The 20878-nt window shown below is 37.6% G+C and carries 19 protein-coding genes and 1 other annotated feature; of the genes, 2 read left to right on the top strand and 17 right to left on the bottom strand.

The window, feature by feature from the left end:
- The first annotated feature begins 93 nt into the window (after positions 1–93).
- On the top strand, positions 94–441 hold the full coding sequence (locus QM847_RS00525; protein ID WP_269796821.1) for a thioredoxin: 348 nt from the start codon (positions 94–96) through the stop codon (positions 439–441).
- A gap of 38 nt (positions 442–479) precedes the next feature.
- Here QM847_RS00525 and QM847_RS00520 read toward each other — a convergent pair whose 3' ends face one another.
- From QM847_RS00520 to mutY, 4 genes are all read right to left on the bottom strand, one after another.
- On the bottom strand, positions 480–1289 hold the full coding sequence (locus QM847_RS00520; RefSeq protein ID WP_414353229.1) for an MBL fold metallo-hydrolase: 810 nt from the start codon (positions 1287–1289) through the stop codon (positions 480–482).
- A gap of 1 nt (position 1290) precedes the next feature.
- The gene (vicK, locus tag QM847_RS00515) at positions 1291–2640 is read right to left on the bottom strand and encodes a cell wall metabolism sensor histidine kinase VicK (protein ID WP_414353228.1); all 1350 of its coding nucleotides are present in this window, start codon (positions 2638–2640) and stop codon (positions 1291–1293) included.
- Positions 2633–3337 carry a response regulator YycF gene (yycF, locus tag QM847_RS00510; protein ID WP_414353227.1) on the bottom strand — a complete coding sequence of 235 codons (705 nt, stop codon included), beginning with the start codon at positions 3335–3337 and terminating at the stop codon, positions 2633–2635. Before yycF ends, vicK begins: the two co-directional genes overlap by 8 nt.
- Before the next feature lie 64 nt (positions 3338–3401).
- Positions 3402–4565 carry an A/G-specific adenine glycosylase gene (gene mutY, locus QM847_RS00505; protein WP_414353226.1) on the bottom strand — a complete coding sequence of 388 codons (1164 nt, stop codon included), beginning with the start codon at positions 4563–4565 and terminating at the stop codon, positions 3402–3404.
- A 112-nt stretch (positions 4566–4677) separates the two neighbouring features.
- Between mutY and QM847_RS00500 the strand changes: the two genes are divergently transcribed.
- On the top strand, positions 4678–6954 hold the full coding sequence (locus QM847_RS00500; protein ID WP_414353225.1) for a Xaa-Pro dipeptidyl-peptidase: 2277 nt from the start codon (positions 4678–4680) through the stop codon (positions 6952–6954).
- 78 nt (positions 6955–7032) lie between these two features.
- Here QM847_RS00500 and QM847_RS00495 read toward each other — a convergent pair whose 3' ends face one another.
- The 13 genes from QM847_RS00495 to ppc all read right to left on the bottom strand — a co-directional run bounded on the left by QM847_RS00495 (position 7033) and on the right by ppc (position 20868).
- Positions 7033–7200: a hypothetical protein gene (locus QM847_RS00495; protein WP_414353224.1), complete on the bottom strand. Its 168-nt coding sequence runs from the start codon at positions 7198–7200 to the stop codon at positions 7033–7035.
- Between the two features lie 9 nt (positions 7201–7209).
- Positions 7210–8520, bottom strand: a complete 1311-nt coding sequence (gene obgE / locus QM847_RS00490) for a GTPase ObgE (protein ID WP_414353223.1) — start codon at positions 8518–8520, stop codon at positions 7210–7212.
- A 73-nt stretch (positions 8521–8593) separates the two neighbouring features.
- On the bottom strand, positions 8594–8728 hold the full coding sequence (locus tag QM847_RS00485; protein ID WP_075567478.1) for a DUF4044 domain-containing protein: 135 nt from the start codon (positions 8726–8728) through the stop codon (positions 8594–8596).
- A gap of 33 nt (positions 8729–8761) precedes the next feature.
- Positions 8762–8953, bottom strand: coding sequence for a PspC domain-containing protein (locus tag QM847_RS00480; RefSeq protein WP_414353222.1), 192 nt, complete (start codon positions 8951–8953; stop codon positions 8762–8764).
- 21 nt (positions 8954–8974) lie between these two features.
- Positions 8975–10291 (bottom strand): glycosyltransferase family 4 protein, encoded by a 1317-nt coding sequence (locus QM847_RS00475; RefSeq protein ID WP_414353221.1) that lies wholly within the window; start codon positions 10289–10291, stop codon positions 8975–8977.
- Positions 10292–10299: 8 nt separating this feature from the next.
- On the bottom strand, positions 10300–11343 hold the full coding sequence (locus tag QM847_RS00470) for a glycosyltransferase family 4 protein (protein WP_414353747.1): 1044 nt from the start codon (positions 11341–11343) through the stop codon (positions 10300–10302).
- A gap of 105 nt (positions 11344–11448) precedes the next feature.
- Complete coding sequence (locus tag QM847_RS00465; RefSeq protein WP_075567474.1) at positions 11449–11778, bottom strand: metal-sulfur cluster assembly factor; 330 nt, start codon at positions 11776–11778, stop codon at positions 11449–11451.
- Positions 11779–11794: 16 nt separating this feature from the next.
- Positions 11795–12904 carry an RNA polymerase sigma factor RpoD gene (rpoD, locus tag QM847_RS00460; protein ID WP_004252673.1) on the bottom strand — a complete coding sequence of 370 codons (1110 nt, stop codon included), beginning with the start codon at positions 12902–12904 and terminating at the stop codon, positions 11795–11797.
- Between the two features lie 2 nt (positions 12905–12906).
- Positions 12907–14667 (bottom strand): DNA primase, encoded by a 1761-nt coding sequence (dnaG, locus tag QM847_RS00455; RefSeq protein WP_414353220.1) that lies wholly within the window; start codon positions 14665–14667, stop codon positions 12907–12909.
- Between the two features lie 245 nt (positions 14668–14912).
- Positions 14913–15671 carry an ABC transporter ATP-binding protein gene (locus tag QM847_RS00450; RefSeq protein ID WP_414353219.1) on the bottom strand — a complete coding sequence of 253 codons (759 nt, stop codon included), beginning with the start codon at positions 15669–15671 and terminating at the stop codon, positions 14913–14915.
- Complete coding sequence (locus QM847_RS00445) at positions 15668–16534, bottom strand: ABC transporter permease (protein WP_006153787.1); 867 nt, start codon at positions 16532–16534, stop codon at positions 15668–15670. The genes QM847_RS00450 and QM847_RS00445 overlap by 4 nt, the downstream gene beginning before the upstream one ends.
- A gap of 60 nt (positions 16535–16594) precedes the next feature.
- Positions 16595–17593, bottom strand: coding sequence for a tryptophan ABC transporter substrate-binding protein (gene trpX / locus QM847_RS00440; RefSeq protein WP_414353218.1), 999 nt, complete (start codon positions 17591–17593; stop codon positions 16595–16597).
- Between the two features lie 136 nt (positions 17594–17729).
- Positions 17730–17952, bottom strand: a binding site (T-box leader).
- A gap of 90 nt (positions 17953–18042) precedes the next feature.
- Positions 18043–20868 (bottom strand): phosphoenolpyruvate carboxylase, encoded by a 2826-nt coding sequence (ppc, locus tag QM847_RS00435; RefSeq protein WP_414353217.1) that lies wholly within the window; start codon positions 20866–20868, stop codon positions 18043–18045.
- Positions 20869–20878 lie beyond the last annotated feature (10 nt).

Raw genomic sequence — 20878 nt, 5'->3', positions numbered from 1 at the left:
ATAAAGCTATCTCATCTTTTTTTCGTATCAAATCTAAGCATTTTTAAAGACTTTATGGCATACTAGTTTTATCAAATTAAATGAGGTATTCTTATGGAACAATTCTTAGAAAATATTAAAGATCTTGAAGTGACAACAGTTGCGCGTGCTCAAGAAGCCATCGACAAAAAAGAAACAGCGACTTTCTTTATTGGACGCAAGACTTGTCCATACTGCCGGAAGTTCGCTGCTAAATTAGCAGCTGTCGTAGCTGAAACAAAAGCTCATATCTACTTCATTAATAGTGAAGAACCAAGTCAACTTGATGCTTTGCAAGCCTTCCGTTCTACCTATGTTATTCCAACAGTACCTGGATTTGTTCATGTTGCAAATGGTCAAATCAAGGTTCGTTGTGATTCATCTATGACAGAAGAAGAAATTAAAGAATTTGCTGGATTATAATAATCAAAATTATAAAAGGAAGGTTTGAACCTTCCTTTTTATATATCCGTTAAAGGTGTTGCAGTATCTGGTGAAGTGTCATAAACTTGAAAGTCTACTCCTACTCCTAAATCTGCCTGAGCCAACTGATTGACCATGGTCATGTGTGCTAGCTCTTTAATGTTATTCTCTTTTGACAAATGTCCGAGATAGATCTTTTTGGTACGATTACCAAGTGTACGAATCATGGCATCTGCTCCATCTTCATTTGAGAGGTGGCCAAGGTCAGACAGAATCCGTTGCTTGAGTCGCCAAGCATAAGATCCAGCTCGCAGGATTTCAACATCATGATTTGACTCGATTAGATAGCCATCTGCATTCTCGACTATGCCAGCCATACGGTCACTAACATAGCCTGTATCCGTCAGCATGACAAAACTCTTATCATCCTTCATAAAGCGGTAAAACTGTGGAGCAACAGCATCATGGCTAACACCAAAACTTTCAATGTCAATATCACCAAAGGTCTTAGTTTTTCCCATCTCAAAAATATGTTTTTGTGATGAATTCACTTTTCCTAGGTACTTACTATTTTCCATTGCTTGCCAGGTCTTTTCATTGGCGTAAAGATCCATTCCATACTTACGAGCCAGAACACCAATGCCGTGGATATGATCCGCGTGTTCATGTGTTATCAGAATGGCATCTAAATCTTCCGGTTTACGATTAATTTCACCCAATAAGCTTGTAATTTTTTTACCAGATAAACCTGCATCTACTAAAATTTTTTTCTTGGGGGTTTCTAGATAAAAGGAATTTCCACTAGAACCCGATGCTAAAATACTATATTTAAATCCTTTTTCATTCATTCTAGTCTTCTAGTTCATCCTCCCAAATCTCGTCTTTTACAGCATCCTTATCATATGGAAGCACGATAGTAAAGGTTGAACCCTTACCATACTCACTTTTGGCCCAGATAAATCCGTTATGTTGCTTAATGATTTCCTTAGCAATGGCTAATCCTAAACCAGTTCCACCTTGTGCGCGACTTCTAGCTCGATCCACACGATAGAAACGGTCAAAGATTTTTGGTAAATCTTGTTTTGGAATTCCCAATCCTTGATCGGAAATAGATAGAATCATTTGATCGTCAGTTGTTTTCATAGAAACAGTGATTTTCCCACCGTCTGGGGAATACTTGATAGCATTGTTTAAAATATTATCTATCACCTGGGTCATCTTATCTGTATCTATCTCAATCCATACGGAGGTAATTGGATAATCTCTGATTAATTCATACTTCAGATTCTCATCCTGGCTTTTGATTTTATCAAAACGATTGAGGATAAAGGTAATGAAAGCAGTAAAATTAATTAATTCTACATCTAAGTTGCTAGTAGCATTATCAATACGTGATAGATGCAGGAGATCTGTTACCATTCGCATCATTCGATTGGTTTCGTCCAATGATACTTTTATGAAATCAGGCGCAACTGGTTCTGACAAAGCACCTTCATCCAAGGCCTCTAGATAAGATTTTACACTGGTCAAAGGAGTTCGCAGTTCATGGCTAACATTCGATACAAAAAGTCTTCTCTCTCGTTCTTCCTTCTCTTGTTCAGTTGTATCGTGTAATACAGCAACAAGACCTGAAATAAAGCCAGATTCTCTACGAACAAGAGCAAAACGTACACGAATACTTATGTATTCTCCATTCACATCCTGAGAATCTATCATCAATTCCGGACTTTGAGTAATTAGGTCTCTCAACTCATACTCGTCATCAATCCTAAGCAATTCTAAAATATTCTGATTCAGAGCCTCGTCTTTATCAACACCAAGTTGTTTTTTAGCCATATCATTAATCATAATGATCTGACCACGACGATTGGTTGCAAGGACTCCATCCGTCATGTAGGAGAGAATACTATTCAATCTTTTAGTCTCTTGCTCAAGATTTTCTTGTGTTAGGCGGATAACTTCAGATAAGTCATTGAGATTATTTGTAATATTAGTTATCTCTGAACTTCCTTGCATATCCAAAACTTGAGAATAATCTCCCGCAATCAAATCTTTGACCTTTTGATTCAGTTGTTTGAGACGGATATTATCTCTGCGGTTTTCTAATAAAAGAAAGGTAACAAGCATGATAAATCCGATTAAAATGAGTCCAAAGACGAAATCTCTGGTTAAAATTGTTTGTCTAATTATTTCAATCATTATTTCTCATGTAATATCCAACACCACGACGAGTTAGAATGTAATCTGGTCTACTTGGTGTATCTTCGATTTTTTCACGCAAACGTCTAATGGTCACATCAACAGTACGAACATCGCCAAAATAGTCATAGCCCCAAACAGTCTCAAGCAGATGTTCACGAGTGATGACCTGTCCAATATGCGTCGCCAAGTGATATAAAAGTTCAAATTCACGGTGTGTCAATTCCAATTCTTCTCCATATTTTTTCGCAACATAAGCGTCTGGAAGAATTTCTAAATCACCAATTTGAATACTCTGTAGTTTTGCTTCTAGTTCTTGGTTGTCAACTGCTACTAAATCCGTACGACGAAGAAGAGCCTTAACACGCGCTTGTAGCTCACGGTTTGAAAATGGCTTGGTCACATAGTCATCAGCTCCAAGCTCTAGTCCAATAACCTTATCAAACTCGCTGTCTTTTGCTGAAAGCATGATTATTGGCACACTACTTGTTTTACGAATTGTTTTGGCAACTTCAAGTCCATCAATCTCAGGTAACATTAAGTCTAAAATAATAATATCTGGTTTTTCAGCTTCAAATAATTCAATAGCTTCACGACCATTAAAGGCAGTTACTACCTCGTAGCCTTCTTTAGTCATATTAAACTTAATAATGTCCGAGATTGGTTTTTCATCATCTACAATCAATATTTTTTTCATTTTGTTCACCTTTTCCTTATCTCATTATACCAAAAAATCAAAAAGAAGACACGATACACTAATGTTAATGGTCTCTTTTTAAATACTCTTGCCAAATCTTTTGTTGGGGTTTAGCAATGGGATAATGTACAAACTCTTCTGGACTTAGCCAAAGAACTTCTCTATCGGAATAATCTTCAGACTTTTCTACCTTACCTGTTATAATCTGAATATGCCATTTACGATGACTGAAGACATGCTTAACCTCTTCAAATTTGTAGTCATCCCAATTAACAACAAGATTATAATCTTGTTCAAAACTTGCTTTAGGAGATGGTCCAAACTGTGTGGTTGGTTCCGATACCTGACTAAAAAGGTTAAGTTCATCTTCCTCTTTTGAAAATTCATCAACTTCTATCAATGGAAAATGCCAAAAACCTGCGAGCAATTTTTCACTTTCATTCTTTTCTAGCAAAAACTGGCCTTTATCATTTTGCACAACTAATGCATTTAGATATATTGGAATTGGTTTTTTCTTTGGCGCTTTAATAGGATAGCGGTCCATAGTCCCGTGCTGATAAGCTGCGCTAAATTCCTTAATTGGACTAGCTTGAGGCCTAGGATTGACAGGCGCTTCAATATCAGAACCTAAATCCATCAAAGCCTGGTTAAAATCACCTGGACGATCTGGATCAATTAAAATTTCCATCATAGCTTGAAAAATTTTACGATTGCTGGGATTTCCTATATCGTGATTTACTTCAAAGAGTCGGGCCAAGACTCGCATGACATTTCCATCAACCGCAGGTTGGGGAAGATTAAAAGCAATACTAGAAATAGCCCCTGCTGTATAGGGACCAATCCCCTTCAAACTTGAAATACTCTCATAAGTTGAAGGAAAATCTCCACCAAATTCATTCATAATCTGTTGAGCGGCTGCTTGCATATTACGAACACGCGAATAATATCCAAGACCTTCCCATGCCTTTAATAAGCGTTCTTCAGGTGCATTTGCCAAACTCTCTACAGTCGGAAACCATTCTAAAAAACGTTCGTAATATGGAATAACAGTATCAACTCTTGTCTGTTGTAACATAATTTCAGATACCCAAATATGGTATGGATTTTTACTTCTTCTCCAAGGTAAATCACGCTTATTTTCATCATACCAGGCTAAAAGTTTTTGACGGAAAGAGAGAATTTTCTCCTCTTCCCACATGGACACGCCGTATTTCTCCAAATCTAACATATATCTAGTATAGCATAACCTTAAGGGATACTCAAAAGCTAGTTAACCAAGCTATCTATTCATTGGGTTTTTTGATATAATATTTTTAACCTCATTCTCAAAGGAGATTATTATGCGTTATAACCAATTTAGCTACTTTCCTGTTTCAAAGGAAGATGCTTTAAAAGAATTATCTGAACTTGGTTTTAGTCTTGACCCTGCTAGTTCTGAAAAAGACCAGTTTGAGTCATTTGTCAGAACTTGTTTTTTTAATTACAAAAATACGGATTATCCACTTTCAACTTTGGCAGTAGATAAGAAAACAGACCTACTTACTTTCTTTAACTCTGAGCTAGAGTTAACTGCTGAAATCTTCTACACTGTAGTTTTTCAATTACTTGGATTTAGCTATCTAACAGACTTCGAAGACGCTCTTGCTTTCCATAAAGAAACAGCTTTTCCTATCGTCTATGGTGATTTGATTGATAATCTTTATCAACTTCTTAATACACGTACTAAAAAAGGAAACACCCTTATTGATCAATTGGTTAGTGATGGTCTTATTCCTGAGGACAATAACTACCACTACTTCAATGGAAAGAGTTTAGCTACTTTTTCAACTTGCAATGTCATTCGTGAGGTTGTTTATGTAGAAAGCCGTATTGATTCAGATAAGGATGGCTTACCTGACCTGGTCAAGGTTAATATTATCCGTCCAACTTTCTCAGGAAGAATCCCTGCAGTCATGACAGCTAGTCCTTATCATCAAGGAACTAATGACAAGGCAAGTGATAAAGCCCTCTACAAAATGGAGGAGGAATTAGCAGTTAAAGAACCTCACAAGATTAGCTTGGAGGAGCCTACATTGGATTTAGTTGATCCTGTCGGCCAAGCTCAACTTGTCACTGAAGCGGAAGAAAAACTTACTCATATCAATAGCAGTTATACTTTAAATGACTACCTCCTTCCTAGAGGATTTGCTAATATTTATGTATCAGGACTTGGCACCAAGGATTCTCAGGGAATCATGCCTAATGGTGATTACCGACAAATCGAAGCCTATAAAAATGTCATTGATTGGCTCAATGGGCGCTGTCGTGCTTTTACTGACCATAGTCGTGAGCGCCAAGTAAAGGCTGATTGGTCAAATGGTAAAGTTGCTACTACAGGTCTATCATACCTCGGTACAATGTCCAACGGTCTTGCGACTACTGCAGTTGATGGCTTAGAAGTCATTATTGCTGAAGCAGGAATTTCTTCTTGGTACAACTACTATCGTGAAAATGGTCTTGTCACAAGTCCTGGAGGTTATCCAGGTGAGGACTTGGACTCACTCGATGAATTGACCTATTCACGTAATCTCTTAGCTGGTGACTATATTCGTGGAAACGATGCTCATAAAGCTTCCATAGAAGAACTTAAGAAAAATTTAGACCGCAAAACTGGTGATTACAATCAATTCTGGCATGAACGTAACTATCTGCTCAACGCCCACAAGGTCAAAGCTGAGGTAGTTTTTACACACGGTTCACAAGATTGGAATGTGAAACCACTCCATGTCTATCAAATGTTTAATGCACTTCCAAGTAGCATTAAGAAACATCTCTTCTATCATAATGGTGCCCATGTATACATCAATAACTGGCAGTCTGTAGACTTCCGTGAATCCATGAATGCCCTTTTGACACAAAGATTATTAGGACAAAAAACAGAATATCAACTACCTACAGTAATCTGGCAAGACAATACTGCCGAGCAAACCTGGTTGGCTCTTAAAGATTTTGGAAATCAAAATGAGCATAAAACTTTCTCTTTAGGTACTGAAGAAGCTGTCATTCAAAACCGTTATCAAGATTCTGATTTTGAACGTTTTGGTAAAAGCTATCCAACCTTTAATAATGAACTCTATCAAGGTAAGGTCAATCAAATTACTATCGACCTACCTATAACTGAAAATATCCATCTTAATGGACGTGTTAAACTTAATCTACGACTTAAGTCAAGTATCAATAAAGGTCTTCTCTCTGCTCAACTCCTTGAACTGGGGGAAAAGAAATACCTCCAGCCTTATCCAGGAATCCTATCAGTGCGTACTCTTGATAATGGTCGATACCACATGTTAGATAATCTCTTTGAGTTACCACATAGTCAAAGTGCTCAACGAGTTATCACAAAAGGATATCTCAATCTTCAAAACCGTGATGACTTATTGGAAATCAAAGAAGTTACACCTAATGAATGGATGGAATTCCAGTTTGAACTTCAACCAACAATCTACAAACTTCAAGAAGGTGATACTCTACGGCTAGTTCTATATACAACAGACTTTGAAATTACGGTTCGTGATAATTCTGACTATCAACTCACTGTCGATTTATCACAATCTTCAATGGAAGTACCAGTACAGTAAAACTCTAGTATTGGTCTATAAGCTGACTACCTAATGAATATATGAAAACCCGTGATTTTTATATCACGGGTTTCTTTATTATTTTGATTTATTACTTTCGATTTGTTTCTTCATTCTCGCAATTCTCAATGCACGATTTGGATTAAGGCGATTAAATAGTTCTTCTAATTTTTTTTCATTCCAGACGTCTGCTGCAGAAACAAAATTTCCGTCAGCATCACGGAAAGATATAGGTTTATCTCCCATAATTTTCTCCTAGTCCACAAATTCAAACTCAAACTTACCGATTCTTACTAGATCACCATCTTTAGCACCACGAGTACGGAGAGCCTCATCAACTCCCATTCCACGTAACTGACGTGCAAACTTCATAACAGATTCATCGCGGTCAAAATTGGTCATATTAAAGAGTTTCATCAGTTTGTCACCAGAAAGTATCCAAGTAGCATCGTCATCACGACTGATTTCAAAGGCTTTTTCTTTCTCATCAAATCCATAGTATACTTCTTCTTCCATCTCTGACTCATCATAAAGAAGGAATTCTGGAGTCTTATCAAGAAGTTCTGCTGTTGCATCCAATAAAGGTGCTAAACCTTGCTTAGTTAGACCTGAAATTGGGAAGATTGCAGGTAAATCTTCAAACTCATCATAATTTTCAGCCAATTTTTTCTTGAATTCTTCTAGATTTTCTTGACTATCTGGTATATCCATCTTGTTAGCAACAATAATCTGTGGACGCTCCATCAAACCAAGATTATATGATTCTAACTCTTTATTGATAGCTAAATAATCTTCATAAGGATCACGTCCTTCACTAGCGGACATATCAATGATATGCAGAATCACGCGTGTACGCTCAATATGACGTAAGAACTGTGTTCCCAAGCCGACGCCTTGACTTGCTCCCTCAATCAAACCAGGAAGGTCAGCTACTGCGAATGAATCCCCTGATTGAGTACGAACCATTCCAAGGTTTGGTACGATTGTTGTAAAGTGGTAGGCACCGATTTTAGGTTTTGCAGATGTGATGACACTTAGTAAAGTTGATTTTCCAACAGAAGGGAAGCCAACTAAACCAACGTCAGCTAGTATTTTTAGTTCTAGCTGTAATTCACGTTCCTGACCTGGTTCCCCGTTTTCAGAGATTTCAGGAGCAGGATTTTTAGGTGTTGCAAAACGAATATTTCCTCGACCGCCACGACCACCGTGGGCAACGATAAACTCTTGACCATTCTCAATCAAATCTGTGATAACTTTTCCAGTTTCTGCATCACGAACAGTTGTTCCTTGAGGAACACGGACAATCAAATCTTCAGCTCCTCTACCATGCATTCCTTTAGTCATCCCTTTTTCTCCAGAATGGGCTTTAAAGTGACGATTATAACGGAAATCCATAAGGGTACGTAAGCCTTCATCTACGACAAAAACAACGTTACCACCACGGCCACCGTCTCCTCCCCATGGTCCTCCATTAGGGACGTATTTTTCACGACGAAAGGCAACCATTCCATCGCCACCATTACCAGCCTTGACCTTTATCTTAGCTGTATCTAAAAACATACTCATATTCTTCTCTCGCTTCAAAAAGGGCTGGGATAACCCAGGCACTAACTATAGTTTATAAATCCTAATTTAGCTTTTAGAATCTGCTCAAGACACCTAATGCTGTCGCAAAGATTCCTGCTAAGGTAACAAACAACATGATCATAACAATAAAAAGTGTCAATTTTTCAAAAAAAGTTTTTTTACGTTGACCGTTATCTCCGAATGCCATCTTATTCTCCTTCTTTAAATAAATTTAAATTTTTTAAAAATCATCTGAAACTGGAGCTACTGCCCATAAAATTAAGTAGGCTAAAACCCCTGCTCCATAACAGAAAGCTAATACTCCCCAAATAACACGTACAAGTGTTGGATCGATATTAAAGTATTGGGCCGCACCAGCACAAACTCCACCAATTTTTTGGTCTCTACTACTTCTCATAAATTGTTTCTTCATTTTGTATCATCCTTTATTTTTCTATTCTTTCAAAAAGTCCCTAAAATTGTTCAATTGTTTTTTAGAAGCTTTTAACATACGCTTCGAACCTTTAACTGGCATCGTTACAGCCTGTTGCGGAATATAGAAGACTGTCTTTAAAATACGTTTTGTAACAGGTTCGTCAGCTCCTGTTTCTTTGGCAAAATTATTTGAAATAATGACGTCTAGATAAAATTCATGGACTCTTCTACCAAAATTCTCAGCAGAAATTTCATATAATTTTTCAGCCAAGTGTTTTTCATCCATTGACGGTGTAGCAAGTAAGGCTTCGAGAATCGCTCCTGCCAAGTCCCTTTCCTCATAATAAAGAGTTCCGAACATTTTATCATTGATGAGATTATCCAAATAAGGATTACCATGGGCAATAACAGGTGTCTTACTAGCTAAACTTTCCAGATAAGTCAATCCCTGAGTTTCACTTGTAGAAGCCGATATGAAGAAATCAGCTGCCTTATAATAGAGTGCCGTCTCATTTGGCGGTATCATACCTGTAAAGATAACAGAATCTTGAATTTTTAAATCTTCTGCTTGCTCCTTAAGGTTGTCTAAATAAGGTCCATCTCCAGCTACAACCAGTTTAACATTTGGTTCTTCTTTTAAAACATCTGGTAAAGCTGCAAGAACTGCTTGAATATTCTTCTCGTAAGAGACTCGAGAAAGACTTAGAAGCATCTTTTCGTCTTTCTTGATACCTAGTTTATCCCTTAAGTCACTAATGTGTTCAGGACCAATCTCAGGGCGTTCAAATTTTGCAAGTTCAATTCCAGTAGGAATGACACGCTTTTCAACTTTTACCTTATAGTCAGATAGAAGGTTGCGCACAATTTCACTCGGACAAATAACTCCATCAACGTCATGAAGAAATCCTCTCACAAGATACTTGACCATACCTGGACGAATCAACATCCCCTTAGCAATATAGTGAACATAGTCCTCGTACTGGGTATGATATGTATGAATGACTGGGATTTTCAGTTCACGAGCAATCCAAATTCCCAATAAACCAAGAGAAAACTCAGTCTGGGTATGAATAATATCGAGTTTGTATTGCTTAGCAATTTCAAGAGCTTTGGTAAATCCACGGTAAGCGAAACGACGGTCTTTAAAGGCAAAGAAAGGAACACTAGGAATACGGATAATTTGCCAGTCTTCATAACGATTAACGTCCTTATCAGTTGTCGTGAAGATAAAGACTGCATGCCCTTGCTTTTCAAGTTCTGTTTTTAAGGTTCGAATACTAGTCGCAACACCTGAAACCTGTGGGAAATAAGTATCTGTAAATAATCCAATTCGCATATACTACCTCATTTTTTTCCTAAAGCTGCTTGCTCCCGATAGAATTTAAGCCAGATTTCTAAGAGATGCTCTTCTGAATATTCTCTAGAAATAGCCTTAGCTTTCTCTTTTAATTCTTTTAGTGATTCTGGATGCGCTCGATATTCCAAAATGGCTTCTTTCATTTCTTCTACATCGGTGGTTGGTCTGTAATTTCCTTCTAGAATCACCTTATAAAGATCTAAGTCCCGAAGCATAATCGGAGCTTCACAACTGGCTGCTTCCAAAATTGTCATCGGAAATAGTTCATTATAACTAGGAAGCAAGAACAGATCTGCCAAAGCATAAAGTTCTCTCATACGCTCAGGTGAAACAATTCCTGGGAAGATCAAGTTCTTTGGAGGATTGTCCATAATCTTTTTATAGCGTTCGTAGCCATCAGTAATTCCACCAAATGAGAAACCACCGGCCCAAATAAAAGTAACTTGAGGTAATTCTTCAGCTAAGGTGATAAAATCATCAATGCCTTTTCGTTTCTGAACTTGACCGGCACCTACGACTACAAACTCTTCCTTATCTATTCCCATATCTTGACGAAGCTGAAAAATTTGATCAACTGGCAATGGGTGCCATTTTTCTTTGTTAACAAAGTTAGGAATATAGGTCACTTTTTCACGTGGAATTCCAGCCGCAACCAAATCTTCGATGAAAGTAGGATTGACTACAACCAGATGTTCCATACGGTCATAAAAAGAAAATACATAGCGTTTGACAATTCCCTTTAAGAAAAATGGAATCTTCAAACTACCTTCTAAGGTGTCAGGCAAGAAGTGGACATAACCAATCCTACGACCTGAACGCTTCTTTTGAAAAGTTGACAGATAATAAGGAAGGTCGATTGTATGAAAATGAGTAACATCAGCTTCTACAGGAAGATTCTCCGTTACAATTAGTTGGTCTTTCGCATCACGTTTCAAAAGTTGCACAAGTTCACGGTAAGCTCCAGAAACTCCTTGTCCTGCTACCTTTTCACTCGAACTTAGCATATTGATGCGTAATTTCTCTTTTTCCATACTTTCCATTATACCATTTTCTTCAAATAAAATCAGCAAATTAAAAGAGAGATAGTATAAAAGCAAAGAATTTCAACAATTATACTACTTCTCTTTTTATTATAATTACTTAATACCTAAAGCGATACGTGCATAACGACTCATTTTTTCAACCGTCCAAGCTGGATACCAAACTAATTTTACTTCAGTATTGGTAACCTCTGGTACATCTGTCATAGCATCATAAATCTGATCAGTTAAAAGATCAGCCAAAGGACAACCCATTGTTGTCAAGGTCATATCAATCTCAGTATCACCGGTATCACCATCAAATCGAATCTCATAAATCAGACCTAGGTTGACGATATCAATACCCAACTCAGGGTCTATTACTTCTTCTAATGCAGATAAGATTTTCGTTTTGATAGTTTCAATTTGCTCTTCTGTATAAGCCATGTGTAATCCTCCAATTTTAATCTTCGATAAAGTCACGAAGTGGTTTACTACGACTAGGCTGGCGAAGTTTTCTCAAGGCCTTAGCCTCAATTTGACGGATACGCTCACGAGTGACATTAAAGACTTTCCCAACATCCTCAAGAGTACGCATTTTACCATCATCTAGACCAAAACGAAGACGCAAAACATTTTCTTCACGGTCAGTCAAAGTATCCAGAACTTCATCCAACTGCTCACGCAAGACGATGCGAGTGGTGTAGTCCACTGGATTTTCAATCACTTCGTCCTCGATAAAGTCACCAAGATGACTATCGTCCTCTTCACCAATAGGTGTTTCAAGAGAAACAGGTTCCTGAGCAATTTTCAAAATTTCACGAACCTTGTCAGGAGTCATATCCATACGTTCAGCGATTTGCTCAGGTGTAGGATCTTGTCCCAACTCTTGAAGAAGGTTACGCTGCTCACGAACAAGCTTGTTGATTGTTTCTACCATGTGAACTGGAATGCGGATGGTACGAGCTTGATCAGCAATAGCACGTGTAATAGCCTGACGAATCCACCAAGTTGCATAAGTTGAGAACTTGAATCCTTTTGAATAATCAAACTTATCAACGGCCTTCATCAAGCCCATGTTACCTTCTTGGATTAGATCAAGGAATTGCATACCTCGTCCAACATAGCGTTTAGCAATAGATACTACCAAACGAAGGTTGGCTTCTGCTAGACGTTGTTTAGCTTCAACATCTCCTGCTTCAACAGCAAGGGCCAACTCTTTTTCTTCTTCGTTTGTAAGCAGAGGTACAACCCCAATTTCTTTCAAATACATGCGGACAGGATCGTTAACCTTTGCAGATGTAGAACCAATTAAATCCTCATCACTAAGCTCTGGTTCTTCCTCTGTACTTAAGACACGTTCACTTGGATTTCCTTCGTTATCCGTGATTGCAATCCCAGCATCTTGAATACGTTGCAACAGATTTTCAATTCCTTCAACATCAAGAGCAAAAGGGATTACAAGGACATTGTTAATTTCATCATCCGTCGCAGTACCAGTTTTCTTATGGTTACGAATAAATTCTGCAACTTGGACATCAAAAGTTGTTACTTCTTTTTGTTTTTTTGCCATTCTTACTCCATTCTTCTTTTTTGGGCAATTAAGCGTTCAAGCTCTTCTAAAGCAGTATCAGTATCACCTACATGACTAGCTTCCTGAACCTTCTTTTTGATTTGCAAGTTTTGTTGATTCAACAGAGCACGATTACGAGACTCTTCCACTTCTTTTAGTTCTTCTGGAGACATTTCAGAAGGTAGATCCAAGGCTAACACTTGGTACCAAGCATTTTCCACTTCTCTAGTCTGATTTGCTAAATCTTCAGAAGATATCGAACCATTATCAATCAAGAGTCCATACAAGGTCTGAAACTCTGGAGTTTCAAATACAAAATCATCTCTCAAACGATAATCATTGAGCACCAAAGGATGTTCCATCATACGATAAAGAATATGTGCTTCAGCTCTCATGACTGCCGTCAACTGTTTAGAAACCGACATAGTAATTGGTGTCGGATTAACGACCTGTTTCACTTTTTCTTGTCTTTGTCTGACACGACTTTCGTTGATAATGTGCTCAACTTGTTGATAATCAAAAGATGGTAAATGATCCGTCAACAAATGAATATAGGTGTTCTGAGCTGTGATAGAAGGTTCTTTAACGATAAGAGGTGCAATTTTCTCGATAAAATCAATCTGTGCTTGGAGATTTTCACTATTAGTTGGTTTGTAATGATGAATATAAAACTCAATCGGACTGATTCGAGTATTGGATAAAAGATATGCCAGATCCTCTGGGGAATTCTTTTGCAAGTATTCATCAGGGTCCATAGCATCAGGAATCTGAACGATCTGAACAGGTAAATCACCAAGCTCTTCGAGGGCTTTTGCTGTCGCAGCTTGACCTGCCCTATCTCCATCATAAGTAATGATAACCTTTTTGGTAAATCGTTTTAGATGATTGACATGCTCACTTGTTAGAGCAGTTCCCATGGAAGCTACTGCATTTTCAATACCAGCACGGTATGCAGCAATAACGTCCATAAATCCTTCCATCAGGTAGATTTCAGGAGCTTTTCCAGAACCTTTTTTTACACTATCCAAATGATATAATTCATAACTCTTATTAAAAATTGCTGTTGCACGACTATTTTTATACTTTCCTGTTTGAGAATCTACTTCTTGCCAAACACGACCAGAAAAAGCAATAACCTTACCTTGGTCATTTGACAGTGGAAACATAATACGATTATGGAAAGTATCAAAGAATTGATTAGTCTCAGACAGGTAAAATAGACCTGAATCCAGTATATCTTTTTCACTATAATCATCAGACAAACGCTGATAAAGATAAGACCGTTCTGCTGGAGCTAGACCAATCATAAAGTGTTTAATGACATCATCAGTCAAGCCACGTTTATAGAGATAATTCCTAGCTTCCTCACCCATCTTAGTTGTCATGAGAATAGCATGATAGAATCTAGCTGCTTTTTCATGCATCTCATAGAGATTTTGATGAGGCGAAGTATGCTGTACTTGATTTTGGATAGGTCTAACAATCTCAATTCCGAGACGTTCACCTAGAATTCTTACTGCATCAGAAAAATTAACTTGTTGGTATTCCTCGATGAACTTGAAAACATCTCCAGAACGACCACATCCAAAACAATGATAAAATTGCTTATCTTCAACTACGTTAAAGGAAGGGGTCTTTTCACCATGAAAAGGACAGAGCCCCAAAAAGTTCCGTCCAGATTTTTGTAAAGAAATCACTTCTCCTATGATTTCGACAATATTGGTATTGTTCTTGATCTCTTCGATGACTCTCTTGTCAACCATAGACAATACCTCCATTTTATCACAGTTTACTTTATATAGTATAGCCTATTTCAGAAAAAAAGTAAACCATTTCATACTCCTTACATGCTTCTATTTCATTGATAAATGTTACTTTCTTAATAAAATTTTCAGAAAAACACAAAAATCTATAAAAATAATCAAATATAGAGGATTCTTTGCTACCTAAAACTATTAAAAAACTTAGAAGCAGAGAACTTACTTCTAAGTTTGTAATAATCAATCTTTTACTCAAATAGTTGATAGTAATCAGAAATTTTCATCTTAGCTTTTTCATCCTTGTTTAAATCTTGGATGATTCGTCCTTCTTTCATGACAATGAGACGATTTCCATACTTGAGAGCATCCTCCATATGATGTGTAATCATCAATGCTGTTAGATGGTCCTTGATGACAAAGTCATCTGTCAATTCCATCAAGGCCACACTTGTTTTAGGGTCAAGGGCTGCCGTATGTTCATCCAACAAAAGGAGTTCTGGACGTTTTAAGGTTGCCATTAAGAGACTCAAAGCCTGTCTTTGTCCACCAGATAAGAACTCAATCGGTGTATCCAGGTGTTTTTCTAGACCATTTCCAACCTTCTCAATGGTTGCTTGAAATTCTTCCTTGTAAGCTGAGAGCCTTCTCGGAAAAAGTCCACGTTTTTCACCACGAAACTTAGCAATCAAGAGGTTTTCTGCAACCGTCATACGAGGGGCTGTTCCCATCTTGGGATCCTGGAAGACACGTGAAAGGTACTTGGCACGTTTTTCAGGACTAAAATTTGTGACATCCTCTCCCATAATACGGATAGTCCCACTAGTCAAGGGCAAAGTTCCTGCAATGCTGTTAAAGAGAGTTGATTTCCCCGCTCCATTTCCACCCAGGATTGTGATGAAGTCATGTTCGTAAATATCAAGAGAAACATCGTTTAGGATAATTTTCTCCTCGTCAAAGCCATTTTTAACAATTTTTGTGGCATTTTTTAATTCTACAATTGCTGTCATTTGCTTAACTTGACTCCTTTCAAGTATTTATCCTTAAGTGTTGGAATGACTAGACAAGTTGCTAGGATAAGAGCACTATATAGTCGAAGGTAGCTTGTGTTAAAGCCTAGAGCAATGACTCCCCATACTAGGAATTGGTAGCTAATAGAACCAACGACAATAGTAACCAAACGTTCTGCTAGGGTCAAACTCTTAAAGAGTACTTCTCCGATAATCAAGCTAGCAAGCCCAACTACGATAACTCCGATACCACGAGAAACATCCGCATAGCCTTCTTGTTGCGCAATTAAGGCACCTGCGAGAGCAATAACCCCATTTGATAAAATCAGACCCATAAGCTCCATACGTCCTGTATTGATACCAAAACTACGAGCCATATCTGGATTATCTCCTGTTGCGATATAAGCTTGTCCCAATTTAGTGTCTAGGAAGAAAAGCATAAGAAGGATAACCAAAGTCACAAAAATCAAACCTGTAAATAATTGATTAACCTCAGATGAGAAAGGAAGAACGTCCTGGATTTGTTTGGTTCCCAAGAGCCCAAGGTTAGCCCTTCCCATAATCATGAGCATGATAGAATGGCAAGAAGTCATCACCAAAATACCAGACAAGAGTGTTGGAATCTTTCCTTTCGTGTAAAGAAGACCAGTCGCTAAACCTGCAAGACATCCTGCTCCAACAGCTACTAAGGTAGCAAGAAAAGGATTAAACCCTTGTGTAATTAGTGTTACTGCTACAGCTCCACCTAGAGGGAAGGAACCCTCTGTTGTCATATCTGGAAAGTTGAGGATTCTAAAAGTCATAAAGATTCCCAAACCTAGAATAGCCCAGACAAATCCTTGTGAAATAATCGATACTATCATGTTACATTCATTTCCTTCTTTTAAAAATTGGAGGAGATGTCTCCAACTCCTCCCGTTTTCTTATTCAATCACTTGACCAGCTTCTTTTAAGACTGATTCAGGAATTGTAATTCCAAGTTCTTGAGCCAATTTCTTATTGATAACTGATTTACCAGTTGAGAAGACATTGACTGGAGTATCAGCAGGTTTTTCACCCTTCAAGACTTTAGCGATCATCTTTCCAGTAGCCACACCAAGATCGTGTTGATCCACAACGACTGATGCCAAACCACCCGCTTCTACCATTGCAGTTGCACTTGGATAGATTGGTTTTTTAGCTGTTTGGTTACTTGATACTACAGTTGAGAATGCTGACGCAATAGTGTTATCGATTGGAACCCAAATTGCATCAACTTTACCAGTCATAACGTTTACTGTTGAAGCAATTTCGTTTGTTGAAGGAACTGCAAATGTTTCTACTTTCAACCCTGCTTTTTCAGCGTAAGCTTTGAACTCTTCGACTTGTGATTTTGAGTTATCTTCGCTACTTGAATAAAGAGCTCCAACAGTCTTAACATCAGGAGTCAAAGCCTTAATTAATTCAACTTGTTGTTCAGCTGGGTTATGGTCTGACACCCCTGTAATATTACCACCTGGTTTTTCCAAGTTTTGTACAAGGTTAGCTCCAACTGGGTCTGTAATAGCTGCCATGATAACAGGCAGGTCTTTTGTTGCACTTGCTAGACCTTGAGCTGCAGGTGTCGCAATTCCGACAACAACATCATTTCCATTTGACACCAATTGTTTACTCATTGTCGCAACCTTACTTTGGTCACCTTCTGAATTCATAAAGTCGATTTTAACTTGGTCGCCTTTATAGCCTTCTTCAGCAAGTCCATCTTGAATTCCTTGGTAAATCAGGTCAAGCGACGGATGGCTGACGAATTGTAGGACACCAACTTTAGCTGTATTATTAGCCGTTTCAGTTTTAGTTTCTTGTTTCGTTAAGTTAGAGTAGATCAAGCTTCCTCCAACTACAAGTGCTAGTGCTGCAATAATACCAATTAAACGTTTATTCATATTTATTTCTCCTTATTTCACTTAAACTTCGTAATGTTCATTTCACTTTCAATATAACTTTACCAAGCGTCGCCATCGTTTAGATTCCATCATATACCTCCAAAACAAAAGAAAAAGTCCTCACACAAAAAACTAGTGTGAGGACGTCGATGCGCGGTGCCACCTCAATTATAGGGAATCCTCCCTATCTCTCAATCTCGCTTCACGAGTTGCACTGTAAGGTGTGCACACCGAATTCTTATGATTTCAAATTCTTTATAACATTCAGCCCAATTTTCATCATCTCTATCTATCTGTTTCCACCAACCACAGACTCTCTAAAAAATTTTAATGATTACTTTCTGAATGATTCGATTATATCATTTTAAGAATGCTTGTCAAGTGATTTTATGAATTATTTTTTTTAAAAAGTAAAATTCTTACGGATTTTATAAAAAAATATCTTTAAATTAACCTGAATTACGTAGTCCTGTAGCGATTCCGTTAATAGTCGTATGAATTAATCTTTCTTCATGCGAAGATAACTGTCCATGACGTTGACGTTTGATCAGCTCTAACTGAATATAGTTTAAAATATTGAAGTAAGGCATACGATAGTTTAAACTGGCTTTCAAATATGGGTTTTCAGCCAAGAGCTCATCATGTCCTTCGATTGCTAAAATCACATTCTTAGTTAATTGCCATTCGTCTAAAATAGTATAATAGATTGCTTGTACTTCTTCGCTTTCACATAGCTTAGCGTACTCAAAGGCAATATTCATATTTGATTTTGACAAGACCATATCTACGTTAGATAGGAGTGACTGGAAGAATGGCCAGTTTTGATACATATCTCGAAGGTATTCGATATTTTGTGGATCTTGGTCGATAAATTCTTTAAAGCTAGAACCTACACCATACCAACCTGGGAACATAACACGACTTTGTGACCAGGAGAATACCCATGGAATAGCACGCAATCCACCAATTTCAGTGATGGTTTTACGAGCAGCTGGACGAGAACCAATATTAAAGCTTGAAATATTTTTGATTGGACTTGACTCAAAGAAGTAGTCATAGAAATATTCATTTCCAAATACCAAATCACGATAGATATCATAAGAACGGTTAACTACCTGGTCCATAATGGCTTCATAGCGATTTGAAGTATTAGTGTCGCTCTTCTTCTGCGTAATCATACGGTTGATGGCCGCAGATACTAACATTTCTAAATTATAATATGCTGCATCTTTATTACCATATTTATTGCCAATTACTTCACCTTGTTCAGTCAATCGAATACGATCTTTGATTGATTTGAGTGGTTGAGAAGCAATGGCATCATAAGTTGGTCCACCACCACGGCCAACGGTACCACCACGACCATGGAAGAAGGTTACTTTGACTCCGTATTCATCACCAATAGCGGTCAATTGTTTTTGAGCCTTATAGAGTGTCCAACAAGATGAGAGATATCCACCATCTTTGTTACTATCAGAGTAGCCAAGCATGATTTCCTGGTAATTATCTCTAGAAGCAATCCATTTCTTAGCAAGTGGTAAAGAGAAATACTTTCTCATTGTTTCTTCAGAATGATCTAAGTCCTCAATTGTTTCAAACAGAGGAACAATTTGAACACGCGCTTTTTCAGCATCTACAAGACCTACTTCTTTAAGCATGATAGCTAATTCGAGCATATCAGACACGCTTGTAGCATGAGAAATAATGGTTTGTCGAATGACATCTTCTCCCAAACGATCTTTCAACTCACGTGCAGTTTGGAAGATAGCCAATTCTTTTTCAAGTAATTCTGATTTTTGCGCATGTGTAGCAGATAAAATTCGAGGGTCCTCTATCAACTCATGTAAGAGCACGTCACATTTCTCTTCTTCAGATAAATCACTGTAGTGGTCATTAATTCCTGCAGATGCAAGTAATTCAGCCACACAAGCTTCATGTACACTAGAATCTTGACGCATATCAATAGAAGCCAAGTAGAAACCAAAGACTTCTACCGCTTCTAAAAGCTCTGCAAATTCTCCCGTAATTAAGGCTTCTGCCTTATTTTCAATCAATGAATCATGAATGATATATAGGTCATTTTTAAACTCTTCGACTGTTTGGTAATAAGGAGGTCGATCCTCGGCCAATTCCTGAATAGCCCCAGTAATTCGATTTCCAATATAATCAGAAACCACACCTTGTTGGTGAGTATTAGCTCTAAGAAGAGCTTCAACAGGATGGTGTTCATCAACCGATGAACCAACAAGTGCCCACTCTTTTAAATTCAATAAAGTTTGAATTAATTTTGATTGAATCAAATGGAAAGCTCTACGATAAGGCTCTTTTTCACGAAAAACTGATGTATCACCTGATTGTGCCGCCATTTCTTCAACAGCTTTACTAGTTTTAGATAAATTAGTTGATAGTGAGAAATTCAAATAGAGAGTAGAAATTTTACTGATATAGTAGTTAAGGATTACTTCACTTTGAATTGTAGCTGAACGTTTGAGAGTCTCAGCTGTTACAAATGGATTCCCATCTCGGTCTCCACCAATCCACATACCCATAGTAATAGGCTTGGCCTGTTTCAAATCAATTCCTTGCTCTTTTGCAAGACGTTTATACTCTAGCATTAGATTAGGAACAGCTTGTAAGAAGGAGCTATTGTAGTATTCCATGACATTGGTAATCTCATTAGTTACCTTTAATTTCTTCTCACGTATCATGTCAGTCTGCATGATGATTTCAATGTAGCGACGGAGATCGTTATGCCATTTGTCCTTGTTAATTAATCCCCTTCTTACATCACGGTATTTACGTAATAGTGTATGGATATGATTCGTTAAGTCCAACATACTTTTACGTTGTACTTGAGTTGGATGAGCAGTTAGAACTGGCACAACATTTAATTGCTCAAGAATCTCTGATGCATTATCTTTTTCAGCGACCATTTTAATGGTTGTAGAAAGTTTACCTAGATAATCTTGATCAACATTATTTAAGTGGTTAATCTCATACGCCAAGTCAACATCTTCTGAGATATTGATTAGTAGGGGTAAAATTGAAAAATAACGAGAAATGTAGACCATCTCCTCATTTGAGAGTGTGGTGACAATTTTATTGAGTCCTTGATAATCTTCTGAAGATGATAATTCTTTCAACTGCATAATTTTATCAAAAGTCTCAGATGAAAGCATATTCCTTGTGATATCTTCAAGTAAGTTAGTCAAAATTTGTACTTCTTCTTGAACAACAGTTTTATTACTATAATTTTCTAATTTTTGAAGAGACATTTATTTTCTC

This window comes from Streptococcus timonensis, from assembly GCF_047463455.1.
Classification (GTDB): Bacteria; Bacillota; Bacilli; order Lactobacillales; family Streptococcaceae; genus Streptococcus; species Streptococcus timonensis_B.
The sequence above is the reverse complement of the archived record's forward strand: the minus strand, read 5'-3'. Positions and strand labels throughout refer to the sequence as shown.

What these genes read in the sequence shown, in the direction of transcription:
- QM847_RS00495 (WP_414353224.1), bottom strand. Translation starts at nt 7,200, where the DNA reads ATGGGAGATAAACCTATATCTTTCCGTGATGCTGACGGAAATTTTGTT.
- QM847_RS00450 (WP_414353219.1), bottom strand. Translation starts at nt 15,671, where the DNA reads ATGACAGCAATTGTAGAATTAAAAAATGCCACAAAAATTGTTAAAAAT.
- QM847_RS00470 (WP_414353747.1), bottom strand. Translation starts at nt 11,343, where the DNA reads ATGGAAAAAGAGAAATTACGCATCAATATGCTAAGTTCGAGTGAAAAG.
- rpoD (WP_004252673.1), bottom strand. Translation starts at nt 12,904, where the DNA reads ATGGCAAAAAAACAAAAAGAAGTAACAACTTTTGATGTCCAAGTTGCA.
- QM847_RS00465 (WP_075567474.1), bottom strand. Translation starts at nt 11,778, where the DNA reads ATGGCTTATACAGAAGAGCAAATTGAAACTATCAAAACGAAAATCTTA.
- QM847_RS00475 (WP_414353221.1), bottom strand. Translation starts at nt 10,291, where the DNA reads ATGCGAATTGGATTATTTACAGATACTTATTTCCCACAGGTTTCAGGT.
- QM847_RS00500 (WP_414353225.1), top strand. Translation starts at nt 4,678, where the DNA reads ATGCGTTATAACCAATTTAGCTACTTTCCTGTTTCAAAGGAAGATGCT.
- mutY (WP_414353226.1), bottom strand. Translation starts at nt 4,565, where the DNA reads ATGTTAGATTTGGAGAAATACGGCGTGTCCATGTGGGAAGAGGAGAAA.
- vicK (WP_414353228.1), bottom strand. Translation starts at nt 2,640, where the DNA reads ATGATTGAAATAATTAGACAAACAATTTTAACCAGAGATTTCGTCTTT.
- QM847_RS00445 (WP_006153787.1), bottom strand. Translation starts at nt 16,534, where the DNA reads ATGATAGTATCGATTATTTCACAAGGATTTGTCTGGGCTATTCTAGGT.
- ppc (WP_414353217.1), bottom strand. Translation starts at nt 20,868, where the DNA reads ATGTCTCTTCAAAAATTAGAAAATTATAGTAATAAAACTGTTGTTCAA.
- QM847_RS00485 (WP_075567478.1), bottom strand. Translation starts at nt 8,728, where the DNA reads ATGGCATTCGGAGATAACGGTCAACGTAAAAAAACTTTTTTTGAAAAA.
- yycF (WP_414353227.1), bottom strand. Translation starts at nt 3,337, where the DNA reads ATGAAAAAAATATTGATTGTAGATGATGAAAAACCAATCTCGGACATT.
- QM847_RS00480 (WP_414353222.1), bottom strand. Translation starts at nt 8,953, where the DNA reads ATGAAGAAACAATTTATGAGAAGTAGTAGAGACCAAAAAATTGGTGGA.
- QM847_RS00525 (WP_269796821.1), top strand. Translation starts at nt 94, where the DNA reads ATGGAACAATTCTTAGAAAATATTAAAGATCTTGAAGTGACAACAGTT.
- obgE (WP_414353223.1), bottom strand. Translation starts at nt 8,520, where the DNA reads ATGAGTATGTTTTTAGATACAGCTAAGATAAAGGTCAAGGCTGGTAAT.
- QM847_RS00520 (WP_414353229.1), bottom strand. Translation starts at nt 1,289, where the DNA reads ATGAATGAAAAAGGATTTAAATATAGTATTTTAGCATCGGGTTCTAGT.
- trpX (WP_414353218.1), bottom strand. Translation starts at nt 17,593, where the DNA reads ATGAATAAACGTTTAATTGGTATTATTGCAGCACTAGCACTTGTAGTT.
- dnaG (WP_414353220.1), bottom strand. Translation starts at nt 14,667, where the DNA reads ATGGTTGACAAGAGAGTCATCGAAGAGATCAAGAACAATACCAATATT.